Annotated in this window: 19 protein-coding genes, 5 tRNA genes and 1 other RNA gene; 13 read left to right on the forward strand and 12 right to left on the reverse strand. The window is 35.3% G+C overall.

Annotated elements, in window-relative coordinates; all coding sequences use genetic code 11:
- The first annotated feature begins 69 nt into the window (after positions 1 to 69).
- From ruvX to DLK05_RS11190, 8 genes are all read left to right on the forward strand, one after another.
- Positions 70 to 492, forward strand: a complete 423-nt coding sequence (gene ruvX / locus DLK05_RS11155) for a Holliday junction resolvase RuvX (RefSeq protein WP_127344090.1) — start codon at positions 70 to 72, stop codon at positions 490 to 492.
- A 37-nt stretch (positions 493 to 529) separates the two neighbouring features.
- A complete protein-coding gene (def, locus tag DLK05_RS11160; protein ID WP_127344091.1) occupies positions 530 to 1084 on the forward strand; it encodes a peptide deformylase in 555 nt (184 codons plus the stop codon).
- A gap of 983 nt (positions 1085 to 2067) precedes the next feature.
- A complete protein-coding gene (locus DLK05_RS11165) occupies positions 2068 to 3087 on the forward strand; it encodes a DUF6588 family protein (protein ID WP_127344092.1) in 1020 nt (339 codons plus the stop codon).
- A gap of 121 nt (positions 3088 to 3208) precedes the next feature.
- A complete protein-coding gene (locus DLK05_RS11170) occupies positions 3209 to 5284 on the forward strand; it encodes a ComEC/Rec2 family competence protein (RefSeq protein WP_127344093.1) in 2076 nt (691 codons plus the stop codon).
- A gap of 304 nt (positions 5285 to 5588) precedes the next feature.
- Entirely contained in the window at positions 5589 to 6929 is a 1341-nt protein-coding gene (trkA, locus tag DLK05_RS11175; protein WP_127344094.1) for a Trk system potassium transporter TrkA, read from the forward strand.
- A 107-nt stretch (positions 6930 to 7036) separates the two neighbouring features.
- A complete protein-coding gene (locus tag DLK05_RS11180; protein WP_127344095.1) occupies positions 7037 to 8485 on the forward strand; it encodes a TrkH family potassium uptake protein in 1449 nt (482 codons plus the stop codon).
- Positions 8486 to 8544: 59 nt separating this feature from the next.
- Positions 8545 to 9993, forward strand: coding sequence for a TrkH family potassium uptake protein (locus DLK05_RS11185; RefSeq protein ID WP_209319843.1), 1449 nt, complete (start codon positions 8545 to 8547; stop codon positions 9991 to 9993).
- Positions 9994 to 10196: 203 nt separating this feature from the next.
- Positions 10197 to 11126 (forward strand): magnesium transporter CorA family protein, encoded by a 930-nt coding sequence (locus DLK05_RS11190; RefSeq protein ID WP_127344096.1) that lies wholly within the window; start codon positions 10197 to 10199, stop codon positions 11124 to 11126.
- Between the two features lie 303 nt (positions 11127 to 11429).
- Here the strand turns inward: DLK05_RS11190 and DLK05_RS11195 are convergent, their stop codons facing one another.
- A complete protein-coding gene (locus tag DLK05_RS11195) occupies positions 11430 to 12479 on the reverse strand; it encodes an NAD-dependent epimerase/dehydratase family protein (RefSeq protein ID WP_127344097.1) in 1050 nt (349 codons plus the stop codon).
- A gap of 401 nt (positions 12480 to 12880) precedes the next feature.
- Here DLK05_RS11195 and DLK05_RS11200 point away from each other — a divergent pair, with 401 nt between their 5' ends.
- Positions 12881 to 13156 (forward strand): hypothetical protein, encoded by a 276-nt coding sequence (locus DLK05_RS11200; RefSeq protein WP_127344098.1) that lies wholly within the window; start codon positions 12881 to 12883, stop codon positions 13154 to 13156.
- A 71-nt stretch (positions 13157 to 13227) separates the two neighbouring features.
- On the opposite strand, the gene DLK05_RS11205 is transcribed toward DLK05_RS11200, so the two are convergent.
- The 8 genes from DLK05_RS11205 to ffs form a co-directional block, all read right to left on the reverse strand.
- On the reverse strand, positions 13228 to 13839 hold the full coding sequence (locus DLK05_RS11205) for an L-threonylcarbamoyladenylate synthase (protein WP_127344099.1): 612 nt from the start codon (positions 13837 to 13839) through the stop codon (positions 13228 to 13230).
- A 161-nt stretch (positions 13840 to 14000) separates the two neighbouring features.
- Positions 14001 to 14657 (reverse strand): fructose-6-phosphate aldolase, encoded by a 657-nt coding sequence (gene fsa, locus DLK05_RS11210; protein ID WP_127344100.1) that lies wholly within the window; start codon positions 14655 to 14657, stop codon positions 14001 to 14003.
- 168 nt (positions 14658 to 14825) lie between these two features.
- A tRNA-Thr gene (locus DLK05_RS11215) sits at positions 14826 to 14899 on the reverse strand.
- A gap of 45 nt (positions 14900 to 14944) precedes the next feature.
- Positions 14945 to 15016: transfer RNA gene (locus tag DLK05_RS11220), tRNA-Thr, on the reverse strand.
- 25 nt (positions 15017 to 15041) lie between these two features.
- Positions 15042 to 15115 (reverse strand) — tRNA-Thr (locus DLK05_RS11225).
- A 69-nt stretch (positions 15116 to 15184) separates the two neighbouring features.
- Positions 15185 to 15258: transfer RNA gene (locus tag DLK05_RS11230), tRNA-Thr, on the reverse strand.
- A gap of 67 nt (positions 15259 to 15325) precedes the next feature.
- Positions 15326 to 15399: transfer RNA gene (locus DLK05_RS11235), tRNA-Thr, on the reverse strand.
- Between the two features lie 32 nt (positions 15400 to 15431).
- Positions 15432 to 15525: signal recognition particle sRNA small type (gene ffs, locus DLK05_RS11240), an RNA gene on the reverse strand.
- Positions 15526 to 15927: 402 nt separating this feature from the next.
- On the opposite strand from ffs, the gene DLK05_RS11245 reads away from it, so the two are divergent.
- From DLK05_RS11245 to DLK05_RS11260, 4 genes are all read left to right on the forward strand, one after another.
- Positions 15928 to 16485 carry a DUF4199 domain-containing protein gene (locus DLK05_RS11245; RefSeq protein ID WP_127344101.1) on the forward strand — a complete coding sequence of 186 codons (558 nt, stop codon included), beginning with the start codon at positions 15928 to 15930 and terminating at the stop codon, positions 16483 to 16485.
- Between the two features lie 9 nt (positions 16486 to 16494).
- Positions 16495 to 17442: a glycosyltransferase family 2 protein gene (locus DLK05_RS11250; protein ID WP_127344102.1), complete on the forward strand. Its 948-nt coding sequence runs from the start codon at positions 16495 to 16497 to the stop codon at positions 17440 to 17442.
- 61 nt (positions 17443 to 17503) lie between these two features.
- Positions 17504 to 18280, forward strand: a complete 777-nt coding sequence (locus DLK05_RS11255; protein WP_127344103.1) for a class I SAM-dependent methyltransferase — start codon at positions 17504 to 17506, stop codon at positions 18278 to 18280.
- A gap of 1 nt (position 18281) precedes the next feature.
- Positions 18282 to 19292 (forward strand): glycosyltransferase family 2 protein, encoded by a 1011-nt coding sequence (locus tag DLK05_RS11260; RefSeq protein WP_127344104.1) that lies wholly within the window; start codon positions 18282 to 18284, stop codon positions 19290 to 19292.
- A gap of 575 nt (positions 19293 to 19867) precedes the next feature.
- Here the strand turns inward: DLK05_RS11260 and DLK05_RS11265 are convergent.
- The 3 genes from DLK05_RS11265 to DLK05_RS11275 form a co-directional block, all read right to left on the reverse strand.
- Complete coding sequence (locus tag DLK05_RS11265; protein ID WP_127344105.1) at positions 19868 to 22204, reverse strand: outer membrane beta-barrel family protein; 2337 nt, start codon at positions 22202 to 22204, stop codon at positions 19868 to 19870.
- Between the two features lie 797 nt (positions 22205 to 23001).
- Positions 23002 to 23913: a tRNA (adenosine(37)-N6)-dimethylallyltransferase MiaA gene (gene miaA, locus DLK05_RS11270; RefSeq protein ID WP_127344106.1), complete on the reverse strand. Its 912-nt coding sequence runs from the start codon at positions 23911 to 23913 to the stop codon at positions 23002 to 23004.
- A 39-nt stretch (positions 23914 to 23952) separates the two neighbouring features.
- Positions 23953 to 24516 carry an IS1096 element passenger TnpR family protein gene (locus DLK05_RS11275; protein WP_127344107.1) on the reverse strand — a complete coding sequence of 188 codons (564 nt, stop codon included), beginning with the start codon at positions 24514 to 24516 and terminating at the stop codon, positions 23953 to 23955.

A 24516-nucleotide genomic window follows, 5' to 3' on the forward strand; every position in this document is an offset into this window, starting at 1 on the left:
GAGGCATATTCGACAAAATCTAACTAGAATTTATATCTTTGCAATTCAAAATCAATATAAATAAGAATATTGGCACGAATTGTAGCAATTGATTACGGTAGGAAAAGGGTTGGACTTGCAGTTACCGACCCTCAGCAGATTATTGCGAATGGTTTAGATACCGTTGCAGCAAAGGATGTTCTCGATTATTTGGAGAAATATATGCAGACCGAAAAGGTAGAGTGTATTGTGGTTGGATATCCCAAACAAATGAATAACGAGGATAGCGAATCGATGAAATATCTTAGACCATTTTTAGGTCAATTAAAAAAGAAATTTCCTGATATTCCTATCGAGATGGTTGATGAACGATTCACTTCAAAAATTGCTTTTCAAACAATGATTGATGGCGGGTTAAAGAAGAAACAACGTCAGAATAAAGCAATGATTGATAAAGTGAGTGCCACAATTATTTTGCAATCCTATATGGAAACCAGAAGAAATTTATTGTAGGATTTTGAAAACCAAATAGTAAAACGAGAAATAGAAAATGATATTACCGATTACCATTTACGGCCATCCTGTATTAAGAAAGGTTGCCAAAGATATTGATAAAGATTATCCTGAATTGGAGAAGTTTAAGGAAGATATGTGGCAGACTATGTATTTTTCTGATGGTGTAGGACTTGCAGCACCTCAAGTGGGAAAATCTATTAGAATGTTTGTGATAGATTGTTCAAACTTTGCGGATGAGGAGCCTGAATTGGAAGGCTTCAAAAAAATGTTTGTGAATGCAAAGATTACTGAAAGAACGGGAGAGGAGTGGTCGATGTCTGAAGGATGCCTTAGTATTCCTGGCTTGAATGAAGACATTACTCGTCCAGAACATATTAAAATTGAATATTACGATGAGAATTGGGAATTTCATGAGGATGAATATTCCGGATTTGCTGCTCGGGTAATTCAACATGAGTATGATCATCTGGAAGGAATCCTATTTACTGATCATTGTGCTCCCATTAAAAAGCGATTACTGAAAGGTAAACTTACCGCTATATCGAAAGGTAATTTTAAAGCGAAATATAGATTTACACTAGCAAAATAAAAGTTAAACCCTGCCAATTTGGTAGGGTTTTTTTCTTGCTAGACGGTTGATATTAACAGGGAATTATTACGAACTGTATAGGTGTGCATTAAGAGCCATAAAATGAAGTCGGGTTAATGCAGTAGAAACTATATTGGCGTGGAAACGTTTGGGAAAGGATTGATATAGGAAGCTTAAGTTGCATTCCGGAAATAAGGGGAAGCAATGCATTTGCGTGGCTTTCCTTTTTTGGAAAATGTATTTACGCTTCTGCTTTCATTACCCACAAATTGGAATAAAGCAGATTGTATTGGTAATTGTATTGTTTGCACTTGGAATAAGCCTGCTGATAAAAGAAAATCTGTAACAGATATAAAAAGTATAATAACAGTGTATCTGATAACGATAACGGAATAAAAAAGTGGAATAACAGGAAAAAATAAAATAACGACAGACAAAAAAAATTAATAACAGATAAGAAAAGTTCTATGACAGACAGATGAAATTGTATAACGGAGCAGTAAAAATCTATAACGGTGAGGAAATATTCTATAACAGACCTGTGCCGAGTCTTATTCCAATCTGGATCTTGTTGTTGCGTTCCATTTTATTTTTAAAGCCTATCCTTCGTTTTTTATTTCCTGATAGAATGAAGCATGCTTCTTTATTGAGAAGTTAATATCGACCTAAACGATTCTGTTTATTTGTGTTTTTTGTTGCAAACAAGATGTTTATGGCTAATTTCTATGCAATTAAGACCCGTTTTTGTTGTGATATTTGTAGTTCATGATCAAGTCTGGTTCCGAGGATTTTTGGTTGAGATCTGGCTTAGGTATTAGGCTACAAGCTCATTTCTATGAGTAATGTTTCTTAAGAGCTAAAAAATGAAGCGGGTTTGGGCGAAGCGTTAATATAGTTGGACAATATTGATTTAATATAAACAAAACCCTTATTTCTCCGTAACAAGACACATTGTATCGACCACTAATTAAAATCTAAATATGATGAAAAAACTAATATTGCTATTTTTTGTACTTGTCCCGTTTTTAGGGAAATCTCAAGATATTGAACAATTTCTTTTGGCAGGCACTCAGGATGCCTCAAAACTTACAGAACAATATGTGAATCCTGTTGCCAAGGGGTTTATGTACGGATTGAATAATGGATGGTATTCCACAGCTAGAACCCATAAGAAATTAGGCTTCGATATTACTTTAGTTGCTAACCTGGCAAAAGTTCCAAGTAAAGATGAGGCCTTTTTGTTTGTACAAAGCGATTACTCGAATATAAGTTTGGTGAATGGTTCAAGTGAGATCCAAACCTTGATGGGAGGAAATAATAATACCACACTTGCTGCTAGAATTCAAACCGATGGGGGTGATTATAAATTAACAGAATTTTCCATGCCCGATGGAATTGGAAATGATTTACCTATGAATGCAGTTCCAAGTGCTACACTGCAAGTAGGAATTGGGATTCCTGGCATTGATGCAGATTTAAAAGTGAGATATCTTCCAAAAGTTAAAACATCTGATTTGGATGTAGGTATGTTTGGTATTGGTCTTCAGAAAAGTTTCTCTAAATTATTAAAGATTGATAAAACACCTGTTGATGTTTCAGCATTGGTAGCCTATACAAAATTGACTTCGGAATATGATATTCAGAATAAATCAGGTTTAAATGGTAGTGCTCAATTAATGGAATTTACTACTAATGCATATACCATTCAGGCTATTGCTTCGGTAAATCTGAAAGTAATTGAATTTTATGGTGCAGTAGGAATGAATACTGCCAAAATGGATGTGGATATTAAAGGTAAATACGATTTGGAATATACCTTAGAAGGAACTGGAATGACAGTTTCTGAACAAGTTACAGATCCTGTATCTGTCAATTTTAAAGCTAATGGTATTAGAGCCACTATTGGAACAAGGTTAAATTTGGGATTTTTCAAAATATTTGGTGATTATACAATGCAAGAATACAATACCATCACAGGAGGGATTGCCTTTAGTTTTAGATAATCTTCAGAAAACCGGAACCTGGTTTCCTATTCAAAAAGATATAAGTCCTTGTTTTTTAGCAAGGACTTTTGTTTTTTCCGCTTAAATGTCTAAATTGAGTTAACGATAAATTCTATTATTAATGTCTTTTCGAGAACTCATTCGACAATATCCCTTTATTCGCCTTCTTTTGCCATTGACAATTGGAATATTTCTTGCAAATGCATTGGATATTCAGGAAGACTACCTATTCATAGCTATTTTTATAAGTATTCTTGGAATATTGCTTTTTAAGTCCACTCCATTCATGCGAAAGTCACCATCTCTTCGTGTCCTTTTTGGAGCTTTTGTTTTTCTGCTTTTTGTTGCAGTTGGAAGCTATAGAATTAAGGTTCAAACAGCTTCCATGAAGCTTAATAGTGCAGATACAAATACTTATTACATCGGCAAATTACTTGAGAATCCAATTGCCAGAAACAATAGTTATAAATGCTCTTTTGAAATATCTGCTGCTCATATAACAAAATCATGGCGAAAAGAATCTGTTAAGGTTTTGCTGTATTTTAAAAAAGATTCTTCAGTAAATAATTTATTGGCAGGATCCCAGTTGCTGATACATACAAGATTGCAAAGGGTGAGGAATGCAGGAAATCCCAATGAGTTTGATTATGCCGCTTACCTAAAAACACAGCACACACTGTATTCCGCATTTTTACCACCGTCGAAATGGCAAGCTATAAATGTTCCGCGTAAATTTAGCATTACTGATTTTGCATGGAAATGGCGAGCTAAATTATTGGGGATTTATAAACAGAATGGTATAACTGGCAATAGTTTTGATATTCTTGCAGCTTTAAGTCTAGGTGCAAAATCGGATATGGATCCGGAAATAAAACAAGCATGGACTAATGCCGGAGTGATGCACGTATTAGCTGTTTCGGGTTTGCATGTAGGGATAATATACGTACTCATTCATGCTTTATTTTCTTCTTTATTACGATACAGGTGGGGAAATTTGGTCCGTGGAATTTTATTGATTATTCTGATTTGGATGTATGCTATCTTAACAGGTTTATCTCCTTCTGTCATGAGAGCAACTTGTATGTTTAGCTTTATAATTGTTGGAGAAATACTAAAGCGAAGGGGTGGTGTTTTTAATTCATTGGCTGCATCGGCATTTTTCCTATTGTTGATAGATCCTTATTTGATTTTTACTGTAGGATTTCAATTCTCCTATCTTGCCGTTGCGGGGATTGTCTTCTTTCAACCCAGATTTAATCAGTTGTTTTATGTGAATAATTTCATGCTTAGATGGTTTTGGAAGTTAACAACACTGTCTATTTCGGCTCAAATTGCAACAGCACCTCTGGCTATCTATTATTTTCATCAATTTCCTTCCTACTTTCTTTTATCCGGCTATATCGTAATTCCTATGGCTGCAATACTAATATATTTGTCAGTAGCCTTGCTATTCCTGTCTCCATTCAATTATCTATCTCATCAGGTAGGAAATTTAATACAGTATTTAATCGATTTTTTGAATTGGTTTGTTCTCAAAATTCAACATCTTCCTTCATCGATAATTAACGATCTTTTTCTTAGTAATTATGAACTAATACTAATTTATCTTCTTCTTTTTAGTTTGATATTTATCTTGGTGTTGAAGAGGAAAACTGCTTTATTTTTGTTTCTAATCATTCTAATTGCTTTTTCATTTCCTAACTTGATCCAAAAATTTAAAAAATCTCAAAAAGAGTTAATCGTATTTAATGCAGGAAATCACAGTCTTATTGGTTTATCCTATGGAAAACAGGCGATTTTTTTTAAAGACGAGAATCTATCCGAATCAAATTTTGTGAGAATTACCAAACCATATCTACAGAATAAAAGGATTCAAAATTATCAAATAAATACTTTATCGCCGATGGAATTTTTTGTCTTTGGAAAGCAAAGAATTGCAGTAATTGAGAAAAGTAAAACCAATCAAGCCCAAGCATTGGATTCTTTGAAACCAGATTTTGTTATTATTCGTAGAAGGGGAACAAATAAGATAAATGATCTGATCACCAATTCAAATCATATGCGTTACATCTATGAGTTTAAGTTAGCTAGGAATAAAATAAATAGCATTGATTCCATAGCTAAAGGAAGACAAGCAGATATCTTTTTTGTGAAAAATTCAGGTGCTTACCTATACAATATATCTACACAAAATTAATATTCAGCCCAAGTAATGTAGTATTTAAAGAGTACTCTTGTTTTATAAAAGTCTTTTGGTAATTTAGATAGTTTCGCATTTAAATTAAATTCGTCAAATTATATCCAATTTTGATAGATATTGTGTTAATTTGTCGCTGAATTTTTCCCAACTAAATTATTGGGAAATGATTGTTTTGTGATAGTTAGCTTGATTGGTATCAGGATCTTTACTAGTTTCTGATTTTATTTAACTATTAGATTTAATCACTTTAGAAAGTAGTCCGAACGTTTAATGTAGGATTAGTTATTAATGAATTAAAGTTATGAAGATTGTTATTGCAGGAGCCGGAGCAGTCGGTACGCATTTGGCAAAAATGCTTAGTCATCAGGATCATGATATTATTCTTCTGGATAATGATGAAGATAAATTGACGGAAATCGATTCCCATCTGGATCTGCTCACCGTTGTTGGTTCCAGCACTTCTATGAAGGATTTAAAAGAGGCAGATGTTAAAAAAGCAGATCTTTTTATTTCCGTAACAGAGTCCGAAGCTACAAATATTACTTCCACAATTCTTGCGAAAAAAATAGGTGCTCAACGTACCATCGCACGAATTGATAATCAGGAATATTTAGAACCTGAAAATAAGGAATATCTTCAGACATTAGGAATTGATGAATTGATTTATCCGGAGAAGCTTGCTGCAAAAGAAGTAATTAGCTATCTATCCCGATCAGGAACAAGGCAGATGTATGAGTTCTCAGGAGGTAAACTGTTACTTTATGGGATAAAAATTAGTAGTAAGTCTGTTATTATGGATAAAACCTTGGCTGAGGTTTCGGGAATGACTCAGGATATGGATTTTCGTGCTGTAGCTATTAAACGAGAGGATACTACAATAATACCAAGAGGACATACCCGTTTCTCTCGTGGTGATCTGGTTTTCGTAATTAGTAAATCTGAGTGTATCGAAAAAGTAATGAATCTGGCAGGGAAACGGAAGTATGACATAAAGAATGCCATGATTCTGGGAGGAAGTCGTATTGGTCAAAAAACTGCCTTGGAACTGGGTAAAAAAATGAACCTTAAATTACTGGAAATAGATAAGGATAAAAGCTTAAAATTGGCAGATTCTCTTCAGGATGCATTAGTTATAAATGGCGACGGACGAGACAAGGAATTGCTCAAAGAAGAGGGAATTCATAAAATGGATGCTTTTGTTGCCGTAACCGGAAATTCCGAAACCAACATATTAGCTTGTTTGTTAGCTAAGAAAATGGGGGTAAAACGTACTATTGCTGAAGTTGAAAATATCGATTACATCGATTTGGCAGATAGCATTGGAGTTGGTACAATGATTAATAAGAAATTGCTTGCTGCCAGTTATATTTACCGTTTTACTATGGATGCCGATGTGCAACATTGTAAATGGCTTACTGTATCGGATGCCGAAGTATTGGAATTGGTTGCTAAGCCAGGCTCAAAAATTACCAAGGGAAAGATTGGCGATATTGACTTTCCTGACGATGCTAATATTGGAGGTATTATTCGGGAGGATAAAAGCATTATTGCTACAGGTGATATTCAAATTCAGACCGATGATAAGGTGGTGGTTTTTACATTACCATCCGCTATTAAAAAAGTAGAAAAACTTTTCAAATAATATTAGTATTTCCGGATGGGAGAGAGCTGTGAGTTATGGTGATAGCTAAGTACTTCATACAAGCTCATTTCTATTTTCGGAGAACTGATTTTCTTAGTTTGTGAACGATGCTCAATTGGAAATATGTATTTTACACCATGTCGGTGCTTTTGATTGTAGAAAGTGTTTTCTTATTCATTAGTTCCGGCATCTCTCTTATTTATGGAGAAGATGACTTTAAATTTTTTATACAAGCAGTTGCCATTACTTTATCAAGTGGTGGTATAATTTATCTTTTTACCAATAATTGTAGTAAAGAAATAGGTAAACGCGAGGCATTTGTTGTCGTGAGTTTGGTATGGGTTGTGTTTTCTATTTTTGGAGCATTGCCTTTTTTGTTAGGGGGATATATTCCCAATTTCACCGATGCTTTCTTCGAAACAATGTCTGGATTTACAACTACAGGAGCATCGATTATTAATGATATAGAAGCATTACCACATGGTATTTTATTTTGGCGTTCCCTAACACACCTACTTGGAGGTATGGGAATTTTGGTACTTACAGTTGCCATTCTACCCATTTTCGGTTTTGGTGGTATGGCCATGTTTAACGCCGAAGCCGCAGGGATTACAACAGATAAACTTCATCCTCGAATTAAGGAAACTGCTCAGCGACTTTGGGGTATCTATATGCTGTTAATTGGAATCGAAACCATATTTCTTGTTTTAGGGAAAATGAGTTTATTCGATGCAGTTTGTCATTCGTTCGGAACATTAGCTTCCGGAGGATTTTCCACTAAAAACAGCAGTATTGCTGATTATTCACCCTATATACAATATGTAATTATTGTATTTATGATTTTGGCCGGAACTAATTTCACCCTGCATTATTTTGCCATTAAAGGAAAATTTAGCAAAATATGGAAGAATGAAGAATTCAGGGTTTTTCTTGGCCTGATTGCAGTGGTTACTGCGATTATATCCTTCACCTTGATTTATGTGGATCATGGACCGGTAGAAAAATCATTTCGTGATGCATTGTTTCAGGTTACCTCAATAATTACCAGTACCGGTTTTGTGAGTGCTGATTATACGGCTTGGCATCCTTACCTTGGGTTCTTAATATTTGGTCTGATGTTTACAGGTGCTTGTGTGGGATCAACCTCGGGAGGGGTTAAAATTTTACGCCATTTATTACTTTTCAAAAATAGTATTCTGGAATTTAAGAGAATGATTCATCCTTCGGCTGTTTTGCCAGTGAGATACAAGAAGGAAATGGTGCACAAAGATGTCATCTTTAAAATATTGGCCTTTGTAATTCTATATTTTATGGTCTTCTTCCTGGGATCATTTGCCATGACTCTAATCGGTCTGGATGTTACCTCTTCTATGGGTGCTGTTGCAACAACAATGGGAGGTATTGGTCCAGGTCTTGGTTCTGTGGGGCCGATGAATAATTTTGCGGCTGTACCTGATGCAGGAAAATGGGTGCTTTCTTTTTTAATGTTATTGGGACGATTGGAACTCTTTACAGTATTGATAATTTTTGTTCCTTCTTTCTGGAAAAATCAATAGTTATTTTTATTCCAGAATTAGAATAATAACTTTAGTAGCTAACTTAACATCTAAAGCCAGTGATAAAGCCTAAAATTATTCTTAATATTCTTGGGAAATTATTGATGGGGGAGAGCTTCTTCCTTTTTATTGCTCTTTTTGTTGCATTATTTTATCATGAATCAGACTCCATTGCCTTTTTAGAAGCAGGAACAATCACTTTTTTGGTTGGTGGTTTAAGCTATTATTTTTCCAAAGGAGCTCAAAATAATCTGGGAAAAAGAGAAGGCTATATCATTGTGAGCCTGGTGTGGGTTGTGTTTTCTGTTTTTGGCTGTTTACCCTATTTGTTGAGCGATGCTATTCCAAATGTTGCGGATGCTTTCTTTGAGACCATGTCGGGTTTTACAACAACCGGTTCATCTATACTAAACGATATTGAATCCTTATCACACGGTATTCTTTTTTGGCGATCTCTTACCCAATGGATGGGAGGGATGGGAATAATCGTGATGTTCTTGGCTATTCTGCCTACTCTGGGAATTGGTGGCAGAGAATTATTTATTGCCGAGGTTCCTGGTCCAACCCCCGATAAACTAACACCTCGTATCAAAGAAACTGCCCGTAATCTTTGGGGATTGTACATCTTGTTTACTGGCTTGGAAACTCTCTTGCTATTTGCAGGAGGAATGTCTTTTTTCGATGCAGTTAATCATTCTTTCACAACAATGGCAACTGGTGGTTATTCCACAAAGCAGGCTAGTGTCGGGTTTTTTACTTCCCCATATTTGCAATATGTGATTATCTTTTTCATGTTCATTGCAGGTACTAATTTCACCTTATCCTATGCTTTTGTAACTGGCAAAATGACTAAAATCTTTAAGGATGAGGAATTTCGTTTTTACTGCTTGGTGATACTTGGTTTTAGCCTTATTATAAGTTTGGGTTTGTTTGCTTCCATTGATTCGGAATACGAACATGCATTTAGAGATGCCTTATTTACTGTAGTATCCATAATAACAACCACAGGGTACGTAACAGCAGATTATTTGCTCTGGGCTCCATTTCTGGGAATGTTGGTTTTTACCTTGTTTTTTGTGGGTGGATCTGCAGGATCAACAGGTGGGGGTATCAAAGTGGTGCGCGTTCTACTCCTGTTTAAAAATAGTTTGTATGAGTTAAAACGACTGATACATCCCAATGCGATCATTCCAGTACGATACAATAAACATGTTGTTGATCAAAAAATAGTTACCAATATCCTGGCATTTTTTGTCTTTTACGTTATTTTATTTTTGATATCTTCCATCCTTATGTCCCTGTGGAGTGATGATATTTATTCCGCATTTAGCGTGGTTGCTACTACCATGGGGAATATCGGACCTGGATTTGGGAAAGTTGGGCCGATGGAAAATTTTCATCATTTGCCCGGTTTGGCAAAATGGTTTCTTTCTTTTTTAATGATGATTGGTAGATTGGAACTATTTACAGTACTGGTTCTTTTTTCGCCCTCATTCTGGAAACATTAAGTCATTGATTAAATAGGTATTTGTGGTTAATTTCCCAATTAAAGTGATGTACGCTTGCAAAACTCAAGCTAAAAAGATTACATTTGTACACTCAAAAAAAAACGATTACCATGGAAGGTGTCCCGAGAAATAGGAAAATAGTAGTAAAAATCATTCTGTAAGGGACCGCTTATGTCTCCATACAGATTAAATGGAGGCGTAATATGATTAAAATCTTTCAAAGTTTTGGTGGCTACATCGAAATTGAAAAAGCTCAAAAAGGTTGTTGGATTAATGCAACTGCACCTAGCAGTGAGGAAATAGCCCGATTAACCAACGAATTTAAATTACCAGCCGATGCAATTACCGATATTTTAGATGCCGACGAGCGTCCGCGTGTAGAATTTGATGATGGTTGGTCTTTAATCATTATGCGAATACCAATTGAGACTCCTGAGAATGGTGTTCCTTATCAAACTATTCCATTGGGAATTTATCTTACTGAGAATTTTACCTTAACACTTTCTTTAAAAAATAATCAGGTGTTGCCTATGCAACAACCTTCGGTTTATAAAGAACAGATTCATTCCGTTAGAGATCCTAATAACTTTATTTTGCAATTGTTTCTTCGCAATGGTACTTTGTATTTGAAGTATCTGAAACAAATCAATCAATTGACAAATTCCATTGAGCAGGATCTGGAGAAATCAATTAAAAACAGGGAGCTGAATCAATTGCTGAAGATGGAAAAGTGTATGGTTTTCTTCATCACATCTATCAAGGCAAACGAAATTGTGTTGGCTAAACTTCGAAGCTCTAAGCATATTAAAAGTGAGATTAACGAGGATTTGCTCGAGGATGCAATCATTGAAAATAAGCAGGCTTTGGAAATGGCAAAAATATACTCCGATATCCAAAGTGGCATGATGGATGCTTTTGCTTCCGTAATTTCTAATAATCTAAATGTGGTGATGAAACAATTGACTTTGATTTCTATCATTTTGATGATCCCCACATTGATTGCAAGTGTTTTTGGAATGAATGTGCCTAATATGCTCGAAGATTCTCTTTGGGCCATGCCTCTTATCATCACAGCTTCCCTGATACTTTCGATTATGGGTGTATTGCTTTTTCGCAAACGTCAGTGGTTTTAGCCATTCAGTTTCTAGATTCAAGAGCAATATTTTCGATATTAATTTACAATATTTAGGCAACAATTTCCTTATAGTATTATTGGTTACTGGCAATATATAATGGTTAAGTAAAATCAATATATATTGCCAGTTTTTTTGTCGGAATTATGTAATTGGATTATTCTAAATTTCGTTTTAAAATTATATTACTGATTTGGAGATTCTTCTCCTTGCAAAACCAATAAACAGGTCTTTTTCTCTCCTTACATTGTTAAACATTGGAAATAGCTGAAATCGTCTCATTCTTTAAATCTGATTTAGAATCTATACAATATTATTATCTACCATTTGCTGGAAAAAATCGGTGATAGATTTTTCTATAGGAAGATATTTCATTCCAAGTTCTTTTTTGCTTTTGGTATTGTCAACCAACCAGGAGTAACCCAAGTTTTTTCGAACCATTTTTCGTTTTAATCCAACCGTAGGAGCGAGCAACCACACCAAAAATTTAGGTAATTCTTTTTTTGGGAAAGGATATTTACCTCCAAATTCATTCTGCAGAATGCAAGACAACTGTAAGAAGCTTTTGTTTTCTGCAGAAATGATATAACGACCTTTCGCTTCCGGAGTAAATCCTGCTTTAAAATGAGCTAATGCAACATCACGAACATCTACCATGCCAATTTCGAATTTTGGAGCACCCATTTTCATGGTTCCGTCGCCCATTTGTTTGACAATTCGAAAACTTTCCGATGTACTGATTGGATGGACACCTGGCCCCAATATCAAAGATGGATTGATTACCACCAAGTCCCATTGGTTTTGTGCTTTGTTTATTTTCCATGCCTCTTTTTCGGCAAGTGTTTTTGAATAGCTATATGATTGATGATGCAGATTTGAGCTTGTATTCCAATTCGCTTCGGTAGCGATTCCATTTGGGAGATTCAATAAGTCCTTGGCATCGCCCAATATGGCAACACAACTACTGGTTAATACAACACGCCGTACCGATGCTGTTCTATTAGCTGTTTCCAACACATTCCGAGTACCAATCAGGGCAGGATCAACTAAATTTTTTTGTGGATCTTTCACTACATTAATAAAAGGAGATGCTGTATGAAATACCAATTCACAATCATACATTGCCTCTTCAAAAGATCCCTGTTCCAATAAATCAGACTTAAAGTATTTTAGCTCACCTTTTGATTCTTCAGCTAATTCATTTAAATATTTCAATTTGTCATGGTTTTGAGGATCCCTAATTGTTGCATGTACCGTTAATCCTTCTGCCAGCAGTTTTTTAATCAGGTTTCCAGCAACATAACCAGTTGCTCCGCTTACCATTACCGGTTTTGTTTTATCAATTTGTCTCATTTTTTTATTTTTTTAATCAAAAGCAGCCGCTGTAAGTCTCTCCTTTGTCTTTAAAAATCAATCGACCTTGTTCAAATTTAAGATGGGATAAGATAGTTCAATAGTTTATATGTGACAATATTACTGGTCTGATTATTCGGCTTAATCTTTGTAAATACTCGTTTTGTAAAATAAATATTAAAAAAAATGATACTTCTGTAAAAGTCCTATTTGAAGTGTAATTTATTAATAATAATAGCCTTATATACGATATGATGAATATGGATGTTTTTCATTCATCTAAAAAACTCATTAATTCATCAGGAAAGAATAACATTTTAGTTAGTTCTTCGTACACCATTTTGTTAGAATTTTTCTAACATTGCAGTCTATTACATTTTAAACAACCTTTACATTATCACATGAAGAACATCTCAGAATATAACCATCTGATCGAAAAAGAGATGGAAAAATACCGGAAAGACTCTGGTAAGATTTTACAGAAATTTGAAGAAAAATTTAATAAAGGAAGTATTGTAGCTACTCATCATTTTAGTAATGCGAGCCCAGAATTAATTGGCATAGTGAAGTCGCAGTTGGAGCAGGCTGGATTTAGACCCGAATTAATAGGAAATAAGCCTGACGGACATATTACTTTAAGAGTTAGTCTTTTAAAATCAGCAGGAATAGTAGCATAGCTTTAATTTACATACAAGGAAAGCCATCATTGAGCATGATGGCTTTTTTTATTGAATTGTAGTACTCGATTTTATAGAATTAATTCTCCTATACCTGGTCTGATTATTTCAAAATCACCTTCAGAGCAATCAACTACGGTAGAGGCTGTATTGTTACCAAACCCTCCATCAATAACTAAATCCACATCTTTGCTGTATTTTTCATGAATCAATTCCGGATCGGTTGTATATTCCACCACTTCATCCATATCTCTAATGGAGGTTGTCATGATTGGGTTTCCTAATTCCTCCACTATTCCCAAAGGGATATAATGATTAGGGATACGAATACCAACGGTTTTTTTCTTGCTTTTAAATAATTTGGGGACATTATTACTTGCCTGTAGAATGAAAGTAAAGGCACCGGGTAAATTTTTCTTCATCACCTTGAAGGTGGAATTATCTACCTTAGCATATTCCGCTAGATTGCTCAGACTATTGCAGATTAATGAAAAATTACCTTTCTCTGCAGAAACTCCTTTTAAACGAGCGATTCGCTGTATCGCTTTGTTATTGGTAATATCACAGCCCATGGCATAAACTGTATCTGTAGGATAGATGATGATACCTCCATTCTTTAAAGTATCTGCAATTTTCTGAAATTCCCGGTGGTTGGGATTATCAGGATATAACTTAACAAGCATTTTGTAGTGGTTTAGGGTTCTTCTGGGAAATAAAGATAGAAGTTTCTACTGTATGGAAATGATTTACAGGCTTATTTATTTTTAATCCAAAATAAGAGAAGGACATTTCTCCCATAAAAAAAGGAGAACCGAAGCTCTCCTTTTTTAATTGGCAATATAAATTAACCATTTAATTTATTGTAGTCAGCTAAAAACTGCTCTAATCCTTTGTCAGTTAAAGGGTGCTTTAATAATCCGGTAATTGCACTAAGCGGACAAGTTGCTACATCAGCTCCGGCTTCAACACATTGAATAATATGCATTGTATGACGGATAGAGGCAGCCAATACTTGTGTTTCAAAAGAATAAAAATTAAACATATCTGCAATTTGTGCAATTAATTCTATTCCATCGGTGCAAATATCATCTAATCTTCCAACAAATGGGGACACATAAGTTGCTCCCGCTTTTGCAGCCAATAAGGCCTGTCCGACAGAAAATATCAGGGTGCAATTGACTCTAATTCCTTTCGAACTTAGATATTTAACTGCTTTAATACCATCTTTGATGCAAGGAATTTTCACCACTATTTGTGGGTGAAGTGCAGCTAATGCTTCCCCTTCCGAAATCATTCCTTCAAAATCTGTGGCAATTACTTCGGCACTTACATCACCATCAACAATTTTGCAAATATCAATATAATGTTGTTTGATATTTGCTTCCCCTTTTATTCCCTCCTTAGCCATAAGAGACGGATTGGTGGTTACGCCGTCAAGAACTCCAAGATCTTGAGCTTCTTTAATCTGGTCCAGATTAGCTGTGTCTACAAAAAATTTCATTTTATTATTTTTAGTTTGTTATTAAGTCGAAAAACGAAAATACACTAAATTATTCTGATGAACAAAGAGTTATTATCGTTTTCATTAGATGAAATACATTTAAGACACTTGTGAAAAGCATCGCATTATAAAGAGTGGATAAATGAGGTTGAAAGGAGTAAAAAAAAGAGCCGATAGAGGGACTCGAACCCACGACCTGCTGATTACAAATCAGCTGCTCTAGCCAGCTGAGCTACATCGGCTTTTAGTATTCTGCCAAAATTATTGATGAAAATGGCAAAATATAGAGCCATTGATGAGATTTGAACTCATGACCTCTTCCTTACCAAGGAAGCGCTCTACCCCTGAGCTACAACGGCATAAGAGACAAAACTCCGATATAAGAGCCGATAGAGGGATTCGAACCCACGACCTGCTGATTACGATTCAGCTGCTCTAGCCAGCTGAGCTATATCGGCGATTTATTACTCGTATTTAGATCTTACAAAGAACGAAAGAAAGCGATTAAACTTTCTTTTAAATTATTGAGCCGATAGAGGGACTCGAACCCACGACCTGCTGATTACAAATCAGCTGCTCTAGCCAGCTGAGCTACATCGGCGTTTTTTCACTTTAAATCATCTTGTAAAGAACAAAAGAAAATGGCTAGACTTTCTTTTAAATTATTGAGCCGATAGAGGGACTCGAACCCACGACCTGCTGATTACAAATCAGCTGCTCTAGCCAGCTGAGCTACATCGGCATTTTATACTTTAAAGAGCATAAAAAAGTGGGTAAGCGAACTACGTCGCACCGCTTCGACCACCTACCCTTGCTGCCTTCCGACCCTGGGGGGATTCAGTAGGAGCTGATCGCATAGTGCTTACCCGACGACAAAAGTAGAAAAATCTTGTTTCCCCGCAAACAAAATCTAAAACTTCTTAGTCCTTTTGTGGGGTTCTATATCCCAAGCAATTTATATTCAGTGAAATAATTTCTAATAAAAATGATATCTTTTTTAATTACACTCCATTTTTTAATAGAGAAAAGCGAATATGCTTCTTTTGGGGACTACAATTACAAGCCTGTATTCCTATTTTATCCTTCGTATGTAGCACATCAGATTTTATCTGATGGGTAGGGGCTTTCTGCAAACTACTCACAAATAATTAAGTATTTTTAAAGAAGGCATTCGATTAAAAACGGGTATATTTGTCCTCGGTCTAATAGGAATGGAACAAATCTACCCATTGGATTAATTAATTTGTGATAATTTAAAATTGATTTTGGAATGTTTAAAAATCCTTTAGTACGACATACTTTTCTGTTTGGAAGCCTGGTTGGAGGTGTTTTAATATTGGCAGCTCTTGTTTTCTACTTTAAAGATTTGTCTGTGAATTACAACCCAAACCTTACTTTAATCAATCAATTCTTGATGATTTCAGGTATTTTTCTTGGCGTAAAAAAATATCGCGATGAAATTTTATTTGGGGTAATTAATTACAAGAGAGCTTTTACTGCCGGGATATTGATTATTGGTTTTGCGGCCTGTTATTATGCAATGTTTATATATGTTCTAACCAAGTTTTTTGATGCTTCCATCATTCAGGAGGCTATTAATTTTGCACAAAAAGGTTTGGTTCAATCCGGATATGAGCAAAAAGATGTGGATTTGATTATGAGTATTTATAAGCATATTACACCTGGAATTTTTGCCTTTAGCATGTGGCTTAGTAAGTTGTTTGGTGGTGTTCTGTTCTCCTTAGTTGTGGCTTTCTTCTTTCGCCAAAAGAGAAATTTGTTTAATAAGCAGTCTGTTGATAAATTTAACGAATCGAATAATCAGTAATCTTACTTTATGGATATCTCTGTTGTAGTTCCTTTGTATAATGAGGAAGAGTCTATTCCCGAATTAGTCGCCTGGATTGATCGGGTGATGAGTGAGCATCAATTTAGTCATGAAATCATTATGGTGGATGATGGAAGTAATGATACATCATGGCAGGTAATAGAGGATTTGAAAAAAAAATATGCAAGCGTTAGAGGGATAAAATTCCGTAGAAATTACGGTAAATCTGCTGCTCTTTTTAGTGGTTTCGAAGCCGCAAAAGGAGAAGTAGTAATCACTATGGATGCCGATCTTCAGGATTCTCCTGATGAAATTCCTGAATTATACCGGATGATTAAAGAAGAGGGATTTGACTTAGTTTCGGGATGGAAAAGGAAACGCTACGATCCCATATCCAAAACTATTCCCAGTAAATTTTTCAACAGAACGGCAAGAGCCATGTCAGGAATTAAATTGCACGATTTTAATTGCGGATTGAAGGCTTACAGAGGCAAAGTGGTGAAAAGTATAGAAGTTTATGGAGAAATGCATCGCTATATTCCTATTCTTGCAAAGCAAGCCGGATTCCCGAAAATTACCGAGAAAGTGGTGCAGCATCAGGAGCGGAAGTACGGTGTTACTAAATTTGGCTTGAGTCGATTTATTAATGGATTTCTTGATTTACTATCCATCACCTTTATTAGTAAGTTTGGAAAAAAACCAATGCATTTCTTTGGTTTATTAGGTACTTTCATGTTTCTGATTGGTTTCTTTGCTTCGGCATGGATTGGCCTGCAGAAAATTTACAGTATGAGTCAGGGAGAAATGCCTCCTTTGGTAACTGATAGCCCTTACTTCTATATCGCTTTGGCAACCATGATTATTGGTACTCAGTTGTTCTTAACGGGATTTGTTGCTGAATTGGTGAGTCGAAGTTCAACCGAACGCAATACTTATCAAATCGAAAAAGAAATATAGCAGAATTCATTCTTAACTGTTCACTGAACATTGTTCACTGCTAACCAACAATTGTTATTTCATGATCCAAGGTATAATCAGATTTTTATTGCAAATATTTCCTCGTCCTTTCTTGATCAGGATGAGTTTATTAATGAATCGTTTTGTAGCCATATTTTTAATTGGGAATAAAGTGGAATGTCCGGTTTGCGGTGGACATTTTCGCAAATTTTTGCCTTACGGATATACCAAACAAACCGGAAGAGAAAACGCTCTTTGTCCCAAGTGCCTTTCTTTGGAACGCCATCGCTTAATGTGGTTGTTTTTGAAGGCTAAGACTGATTTTTTTAATCAGAAATTGAAAGTTCTGCATATTGCTCCGGAACAGTGTTTCTACAAGCGCTTCAGAAAATTGCCAAACCTCGATTATACTACGGCGGATTTGGAATCTCCAATTGCTGACGTCCATTTCGATGTTCAGGAAATTCCTTTCGAAAAAGAATCCTACGATGTAGTCATCTGCAATCATGTGTTGGAACATGTGGCAGATGATAAAAAAGCGATGAGTGAGATTTATCGGGTATTGAAACCAAGTGGATTTGCAATTTTACAAGTTCCGATGGATACCGATAATCCGAATACGATGGAAGATCCATCGGTAACAGATCCTAAGGAAAGGGAAAGACTATACCGCCAAAAAGATCATGTGCGTTTGTATGGTTTGGATTATGCCGATAAATTGAAAGCTGTTGGCTTTACGGTGAATGCCAGCGCATATGCCGAGGAATTAAATGCTGATTTGGCAAATAAGTATCGTTTACCAATGAAGGAAATTTTCTATTACAATCAAAAATTATAAGATGACCGAAGAATTAAAGTTTTCGATTATCATTCCGGTTTATAATCGTCCGGATGAAATGAAGGAGTTGTTGGACAGCTTGGCTGCTCAAACCAATAAAGACTTTGAGTTGGTTGTGGTGGAAGATGGTTCTGCAATTAGAAGTGAGGAGCTTTGTAAATCCTACGAGGATCGTATAAATATCTCCTATTATTATAAAGAAAATGAAGGCCCCAGTATTGGTAGAAATTATGGTTTGGCCAGAGCAAAAGGGAATTTTTACCTGTTTTTCGATTCCGATTGCATTTTACCACCACACTATATGGAAACTATTCATAAGGAACTTTCCGAGAATTTTGTGGATTGTTACGGCGGTCCGGATGGTGCCATGGATGATTTTTCGGATTTTCAGAAAGCTGTTTCCTATGCCATGACATCTTTTTTTACCACCGGAGGAATCCGGGGAGGGAAGAAGCAGGTGCATCAGTTTCATCCCAGAAGTTTCAATTTGGGTTTTTCTAAAAAGGTTTATGAAGATACGGGTGGATTTCCTGTTACCAGAATGCACCCGGGCGAAGATATGGTTTTTGCTATCGAGGTAATTAAACGTGGATTTGAGACTCGTTTGGTGCGGGATGCATACGTATTTCACAAACGGAGAATATCCTTCAAAAAATTCTACAAACAGGTGTTTGGCTTTGGCAAAACCAGATACATCATATCAAAACATTACCCGGAGACATTTAAGATCTTCTTCTTGTTTCCATCCATATTTGCAATAGGAACAATAGGAGCATTAATCTTGGGTGTTGCTATACGATCCTTATTTGCCTATCCTGTTTTTCTCTTTGCATTTTTGGTATTCGCCGATGCACTAACAAAGTACAAATCGCTTAAAGTTGCGTTCCTTGCTTTACTGTCTAGTTTTGTTCAGTTATTTGGCTATGGAATTGGTTTTATAGATGCTGTGTGGAAGCATAAAGTGTTAGGCAAAGATGAGTTTGGTGTTTTTGGCAAAGGATTTTACGAATAGCGTTATGGAATGGGGTATATTACCCTAAATTTGAGGTTCCGAACCTAAAATTTTACGTCCCCTAAGGCTTCCGTTGAGGTTCGGAACCCCAAATTATCGGTTGCCGACCCTTCTGTTTAGGTTCGTTATATTTCCGTTTCCGTTCCCGAACCTTTCGTTGTAGTTTGCTAGTCTAATTTTGAGGTTGGGAACCTGAAATTTTACATGCCCAAAGCATTCTGTTGGGGAGAAAGACCGCATAACTTCGCTTCCTAAGTCCAAAATTTCGGTTAGCTAAGCCAAATGCTTTGGTAAATAAGCGAAGCATTTCGATACAGAACCATACGGTTTCTATTACAAAGCCAATACCTGCAAAAATAGAGCTCTAATTGCTAACAATAAAATACAAGCTGACAGATACTGTGATTAAATCCTAATAGATTTTAATATTCTTCTTCAAATTCGAGAATAATCAACCTATTGAATTAAAAACAAAATATTCAGAATGTTACCTCACTTATAACACCTTATTGACTATCTATTCTACCACCTATATTCCTAAAATTCAATTTAATTTCTTTTTTTTGATCGTTTGACTATAAACGATTTAATTCACTCTCGCTAGCTGATTTCTTTCGAATTTTTCCTTTAAAATCATTAAAATTGTATTTGATTGAAATTCTTACCCAAGAGCTGTCAAAGTCGTAAATTGCTCCTGACATAATATTACCGTAAATGTCTTTATATGCACTATCCGATGAATTTAGAATGTCATTTGCCAATAGTCCTACATTCAGTTTTTTATCAAAGAATGAAGTATTCATTCCTACTGATAGTTTGTATACATTATCCCAATCTGTCATTAAATCTTTCTTGCTACTCATATACCAAAAATTCATAAAAACAGTTGTTCTGTTAGTAATAGAATAATCATTGTTAGCTTGGAAATACCAAGATGCTTTTCTGATTTTTCTGATCTCTCCCAAGTAAGGAATATCAATAAAGGGTTTTTCTCCTCCCAAACTAAGGGTGCTGTTAAACTTTTTTCCGGAATAACTGTAATCAATATTTGCAGAAAGATATTCCGCTTTATCAATGTTTACAGGTGTGTATTTCACGATATCCGGGTTACCTTTATCATTAATAGCACCCATGATGCGAGCATTTTTTTCATTCGAGTAAGTTAGGTTTACTGATAATCGACGAAACAAGTTTAACGAAAGGTCCAGGTTATGGCTAATTGTTGGTTTTAGGCTTGGATTCCCAACACTATAGGACAGAGAATCTAAATAGGTGACATCTGTACTCAACTCACTAAACCTGGGACGATCAATTTTTTTAGAGTAGCTGAGTGTAAGATCCAATTGATCCGAGAATTTTTTATTGATTAAAAAAGAAGGAAACCAATTGCCATAAGTGGAATCTAAAACGCTTGTTCCACTAGAACTTATGTCTGTGTTGGTGTATTCGTAGCGAAGTCCTCCTTTTAGGTTTGCCCGTTTAAATTTTCGGTTTAATGTAAAATAAGCTGCTGTTATTCGGTCATTAATTTTATCTTCGGTATTGTAATTTTCCGAATTTGAATCTTTATCTGTTGAAATGGATTTTCCATTATTTTTTACTTTTGATAGTTTTATTCCTGATTGTAAATTCACAAATTTGAAAATAGGTGTTTGGTAATCTACTTTTCCGCTATAGATATCGTAATCATTCCTGTTGTTGAGTAATGTTTTTAAATCAGAATTGGTTGTGAGATTTTTTTCGTTAATGTCTTCCCTTGATTTATCCTTATTTTTGGAATAATCTGCTACAAGCGATAGGGAACGAAGACTGTCAATTTTGAACTCATAATTCAGATTGTAGGTTTCTAAATCATTATTTTCAAGGGTGCTTGCAAGTATGTTACGCAAGCGTTCCTCTTCGTCTGTTTTAGTAATGCTCTGATCAGCGTCAGAATCTAAATTATCTTCCTTCGAAAAGTAGGAATACTGAAAGCCAAGGTTGTGTTTGGCACCAATCTCCTGGTTGATACTTGCAAACAGGTTATGACTTAAAGAGTGGGCTTGTATTATTGAGTGTTTTCTGTTTTCGATGATATAGTTTTCCTGAGTATTGATTTCGTATGCATCCTTGTAGCTTTTATATTTGTAATCGGTATAAGAATAATTGATGAAACTTGTTGTTTTGCCTATTTTATTCCCCAATTGAATTCCATTGGAAGTACTATACTTTCTGGCAAGATAAGAACGATGGTACAGTTGGAGATTAATTTTATCTTTTGTGATTTTCTTTGTTTTGATCCGCACTACTGCTTTCCCCGATGCACTATACTCTGCCGAAGGATTGCGATCAATTTCTATGCTGGCAATATCATCAGACTGAAGACTTTCAATTTCTGCTTTGTTTTTAACTTCTCGATTGTTTATAAATACAATGGGAGTGCCTTTCCCTAGCACAGAAATGTTATTATTATTATCCACAATTAATCCCGGAGATCTTTTCAGAGCATCAAAAAGGTCGCCGGCCTGACTGAGCGAAGTACCTTTTACATTTATGACTAAGAGTCCTTCAACCTGTCTAAAGGTCGGGCGTTTTGCTCTTACAATTACTTCTTTCAATTCCAGGTTTTTCATTTGAATTGTGCCAATATCAATTGAAGAGTTTTGCCTGAAATCAATTGGTTTCGTTATAGTCTGATAACCCACGCAGGAGATTTGCAATAAACATTTATCCACTTTAAGATTGGGAAATTCAAAATAACCATCCATAAAAGCTCCGCCGGTTAGGATACTGGAATCTTGCGATGAAAGAATGGCTGCGGTGAAGTATTCGAGAGCTTGGTTGTGGTTTTGTATTTTGCCTTTTAAACTTGCTGCATTTACAACAATGCTTAAAATTATTATTAGAAGGCTAAGTGTCGTTTTTTTTATCATATTACTGAGTTTAATAATACTATGACGGTAGAGAAGCTTTATTGTTACAACCTGATCTTTAGAGTTAATACCCTTGCAGTTATTGTTATTATTTTGAGGTGTACCAAACAGCACAATAAAACTTTACTTTTTAGAAATTTAATTCCGCCTTAAAACTAAAATATGAAACCCATAAAAACGATTAGTTTTCTAATTGCTTCTGATTAGAAATCTAATCAAATGGCAAGCTGTTTTCTAATCGATAATGAATGAACCATTCCTTTCAAGGGAAAATATATTCTGATAATAAAACCAAAGAGATGATCTACAAAGAGTGTTTTAATTTAAGACTTTTGGAGGTCGAAAAATCTTTTCAAGACACTGATATATCAATAAGTAGAGGTTTGAGATACCTCACTTTGTTCTGGATTTACAGCAATTGGAAATAGACATGTTTAAGGAATCTTCATTATTCTAATTACGTGATTAGATTTCTACTGCAATCTGATTAGAAAAATGGAACTATTTTGATTAGAAAGGAAAGGACTTTTTATAAAAAAAAATACAATTTAGAATTGTTCTAATAAAAAAGCATTATTCTTTTATGAAATTAAGTTTTGATGTTTTTAGCCGATGACCAAATTGTGTGTGATGTTAATTTAAAATTAGTCTAATTTATTTATGTCTAATTTTCTTATTCTAGTATGATGGAAGTTATAGGTAGTTTTAAATTTCTGATGGGTATAATTTTATCTGTTGCATTCAACAGACAGCTACCCTATATATTTCTTTTAAAATAATAGAACAAAAAAAGAGGCTTAAGCCTCCTTTTTGATTCTGTTCTCCAGATATTCCAATATCTCCTTTTCTTGTTTGGGATGAAACCATGTAATTTCGTCGTCCCTGCGAAACCAGGAAAGCTGACGTTTGGCGTATCTTCGGGAGTTGCGTTTAATTAATTCAATTGCTTTTTCCAGATCAATATTTCCATCGAAGTATTCAAATAATTCTTTATAGCCAACGGTGTTGAGTGAGTTGTAATGGCGATATTGGTACACAGCCCTGGCTTCATCAACCAAACCTTCTGCTATCATTTGGTCCACACGTAAATTGATTCGATCGTATAATTCTTGTCGATCGCGATTCAGACCGATTTTTATAATCTTAAAATCGCGTTGCTTACGAGAGTTAGTTCTCAACTCGGAATAAGGTTTTCCGGCCATCAAACAGATTTCAACGGCATGAATCACTCGCTTGTCATTTTTTAAATCAACCTGATCGTAAAACACAGGGTCGAGTTGCTTTAATTGCATGCGGATTGATTCTATTCCTTCCGTTTCGTAGCGTGCAAAAATGTCCTTTCTCAGGTCAGGATCTATGGTTGGGATTTCGTCAATACCATTGCAAACAGCATCGATATACATCATGCTGCCGCCAACAAGTAATACCTGATCTTTATCCTGAAAAAGATCGGATAATAAGCTAAGCGTTTGTTTCTCGCATTCCCAGCAACTAAAGTAGTCGTGAATGGAATGCGTATGGATAAAATGATGTTTTACTGCTTCTAATTGTTCCTTATCGGGAACAGCGGTTCCGATTCTTATTTCCCGATATACTTGCCGACTATCAGAAGAACTTATTACGGTTTGGAAATGTTTGGCAATATTAATGCTTAGATCTGTTTTGCCAACACCGGTAGGGCCTAATAGAACAATCAGGGTTTTAGACATGCTATAATTTGGGATATACTTTAATTCAAAAAAACCGATTTAGATCAGATCTTCGTAATCGTCGAGATTTTCAAACTCTGGCCCATTATCAAATTCATCATCGAAATCTGCCAGATAATCATCGGCTGTTTTTTCTTTTTTTGTTTCCAAACCTTCTAACTCCAAACCTTCAAAGTTCTCTGCATCCAGTTGAATTTGAATTGGAGCATCGCCTTTGGAAAGTGTACAAATTGGATATTTAGTGTTCGATTTAACAATTCCTTTTTCTACCAGTTGAATATCGAAGAAGCGATTAGAGAAAAAATCGAATACATAAACAAGATGAGCTTGTTTTTTTGATGCAAATTCCCGAATCATGGCAACATCCATTGCATAAACATTCATGTTGTCATCTTCTTCTGTGTTCATCTCGAATAAGGCTATTTCCAGTCCTCGTTGGCCATCTTTGGTAATTTGGTAAAAAGATGCCATTTGCGAATTATCGTAATTAATGGATTTCTGTAAAGTATTGTGGAAATCCAAATATGTTTGTTCGTGACCTATCTCAATCTCTCTCACAAAACCATCTACCTCTGAGGAGGTAACTTTAAACTTATAAATCAT

Origin of the sequence: Ancylomarina longa, assembly GCF_003996985.1 — a bacterium.
Lineage (GTDB): Bacteria > Bacteroidota > Bacteroidia > Bacteroidales > Marinifilaceae > Ancylomarina_A > Ancylomarina_A longa.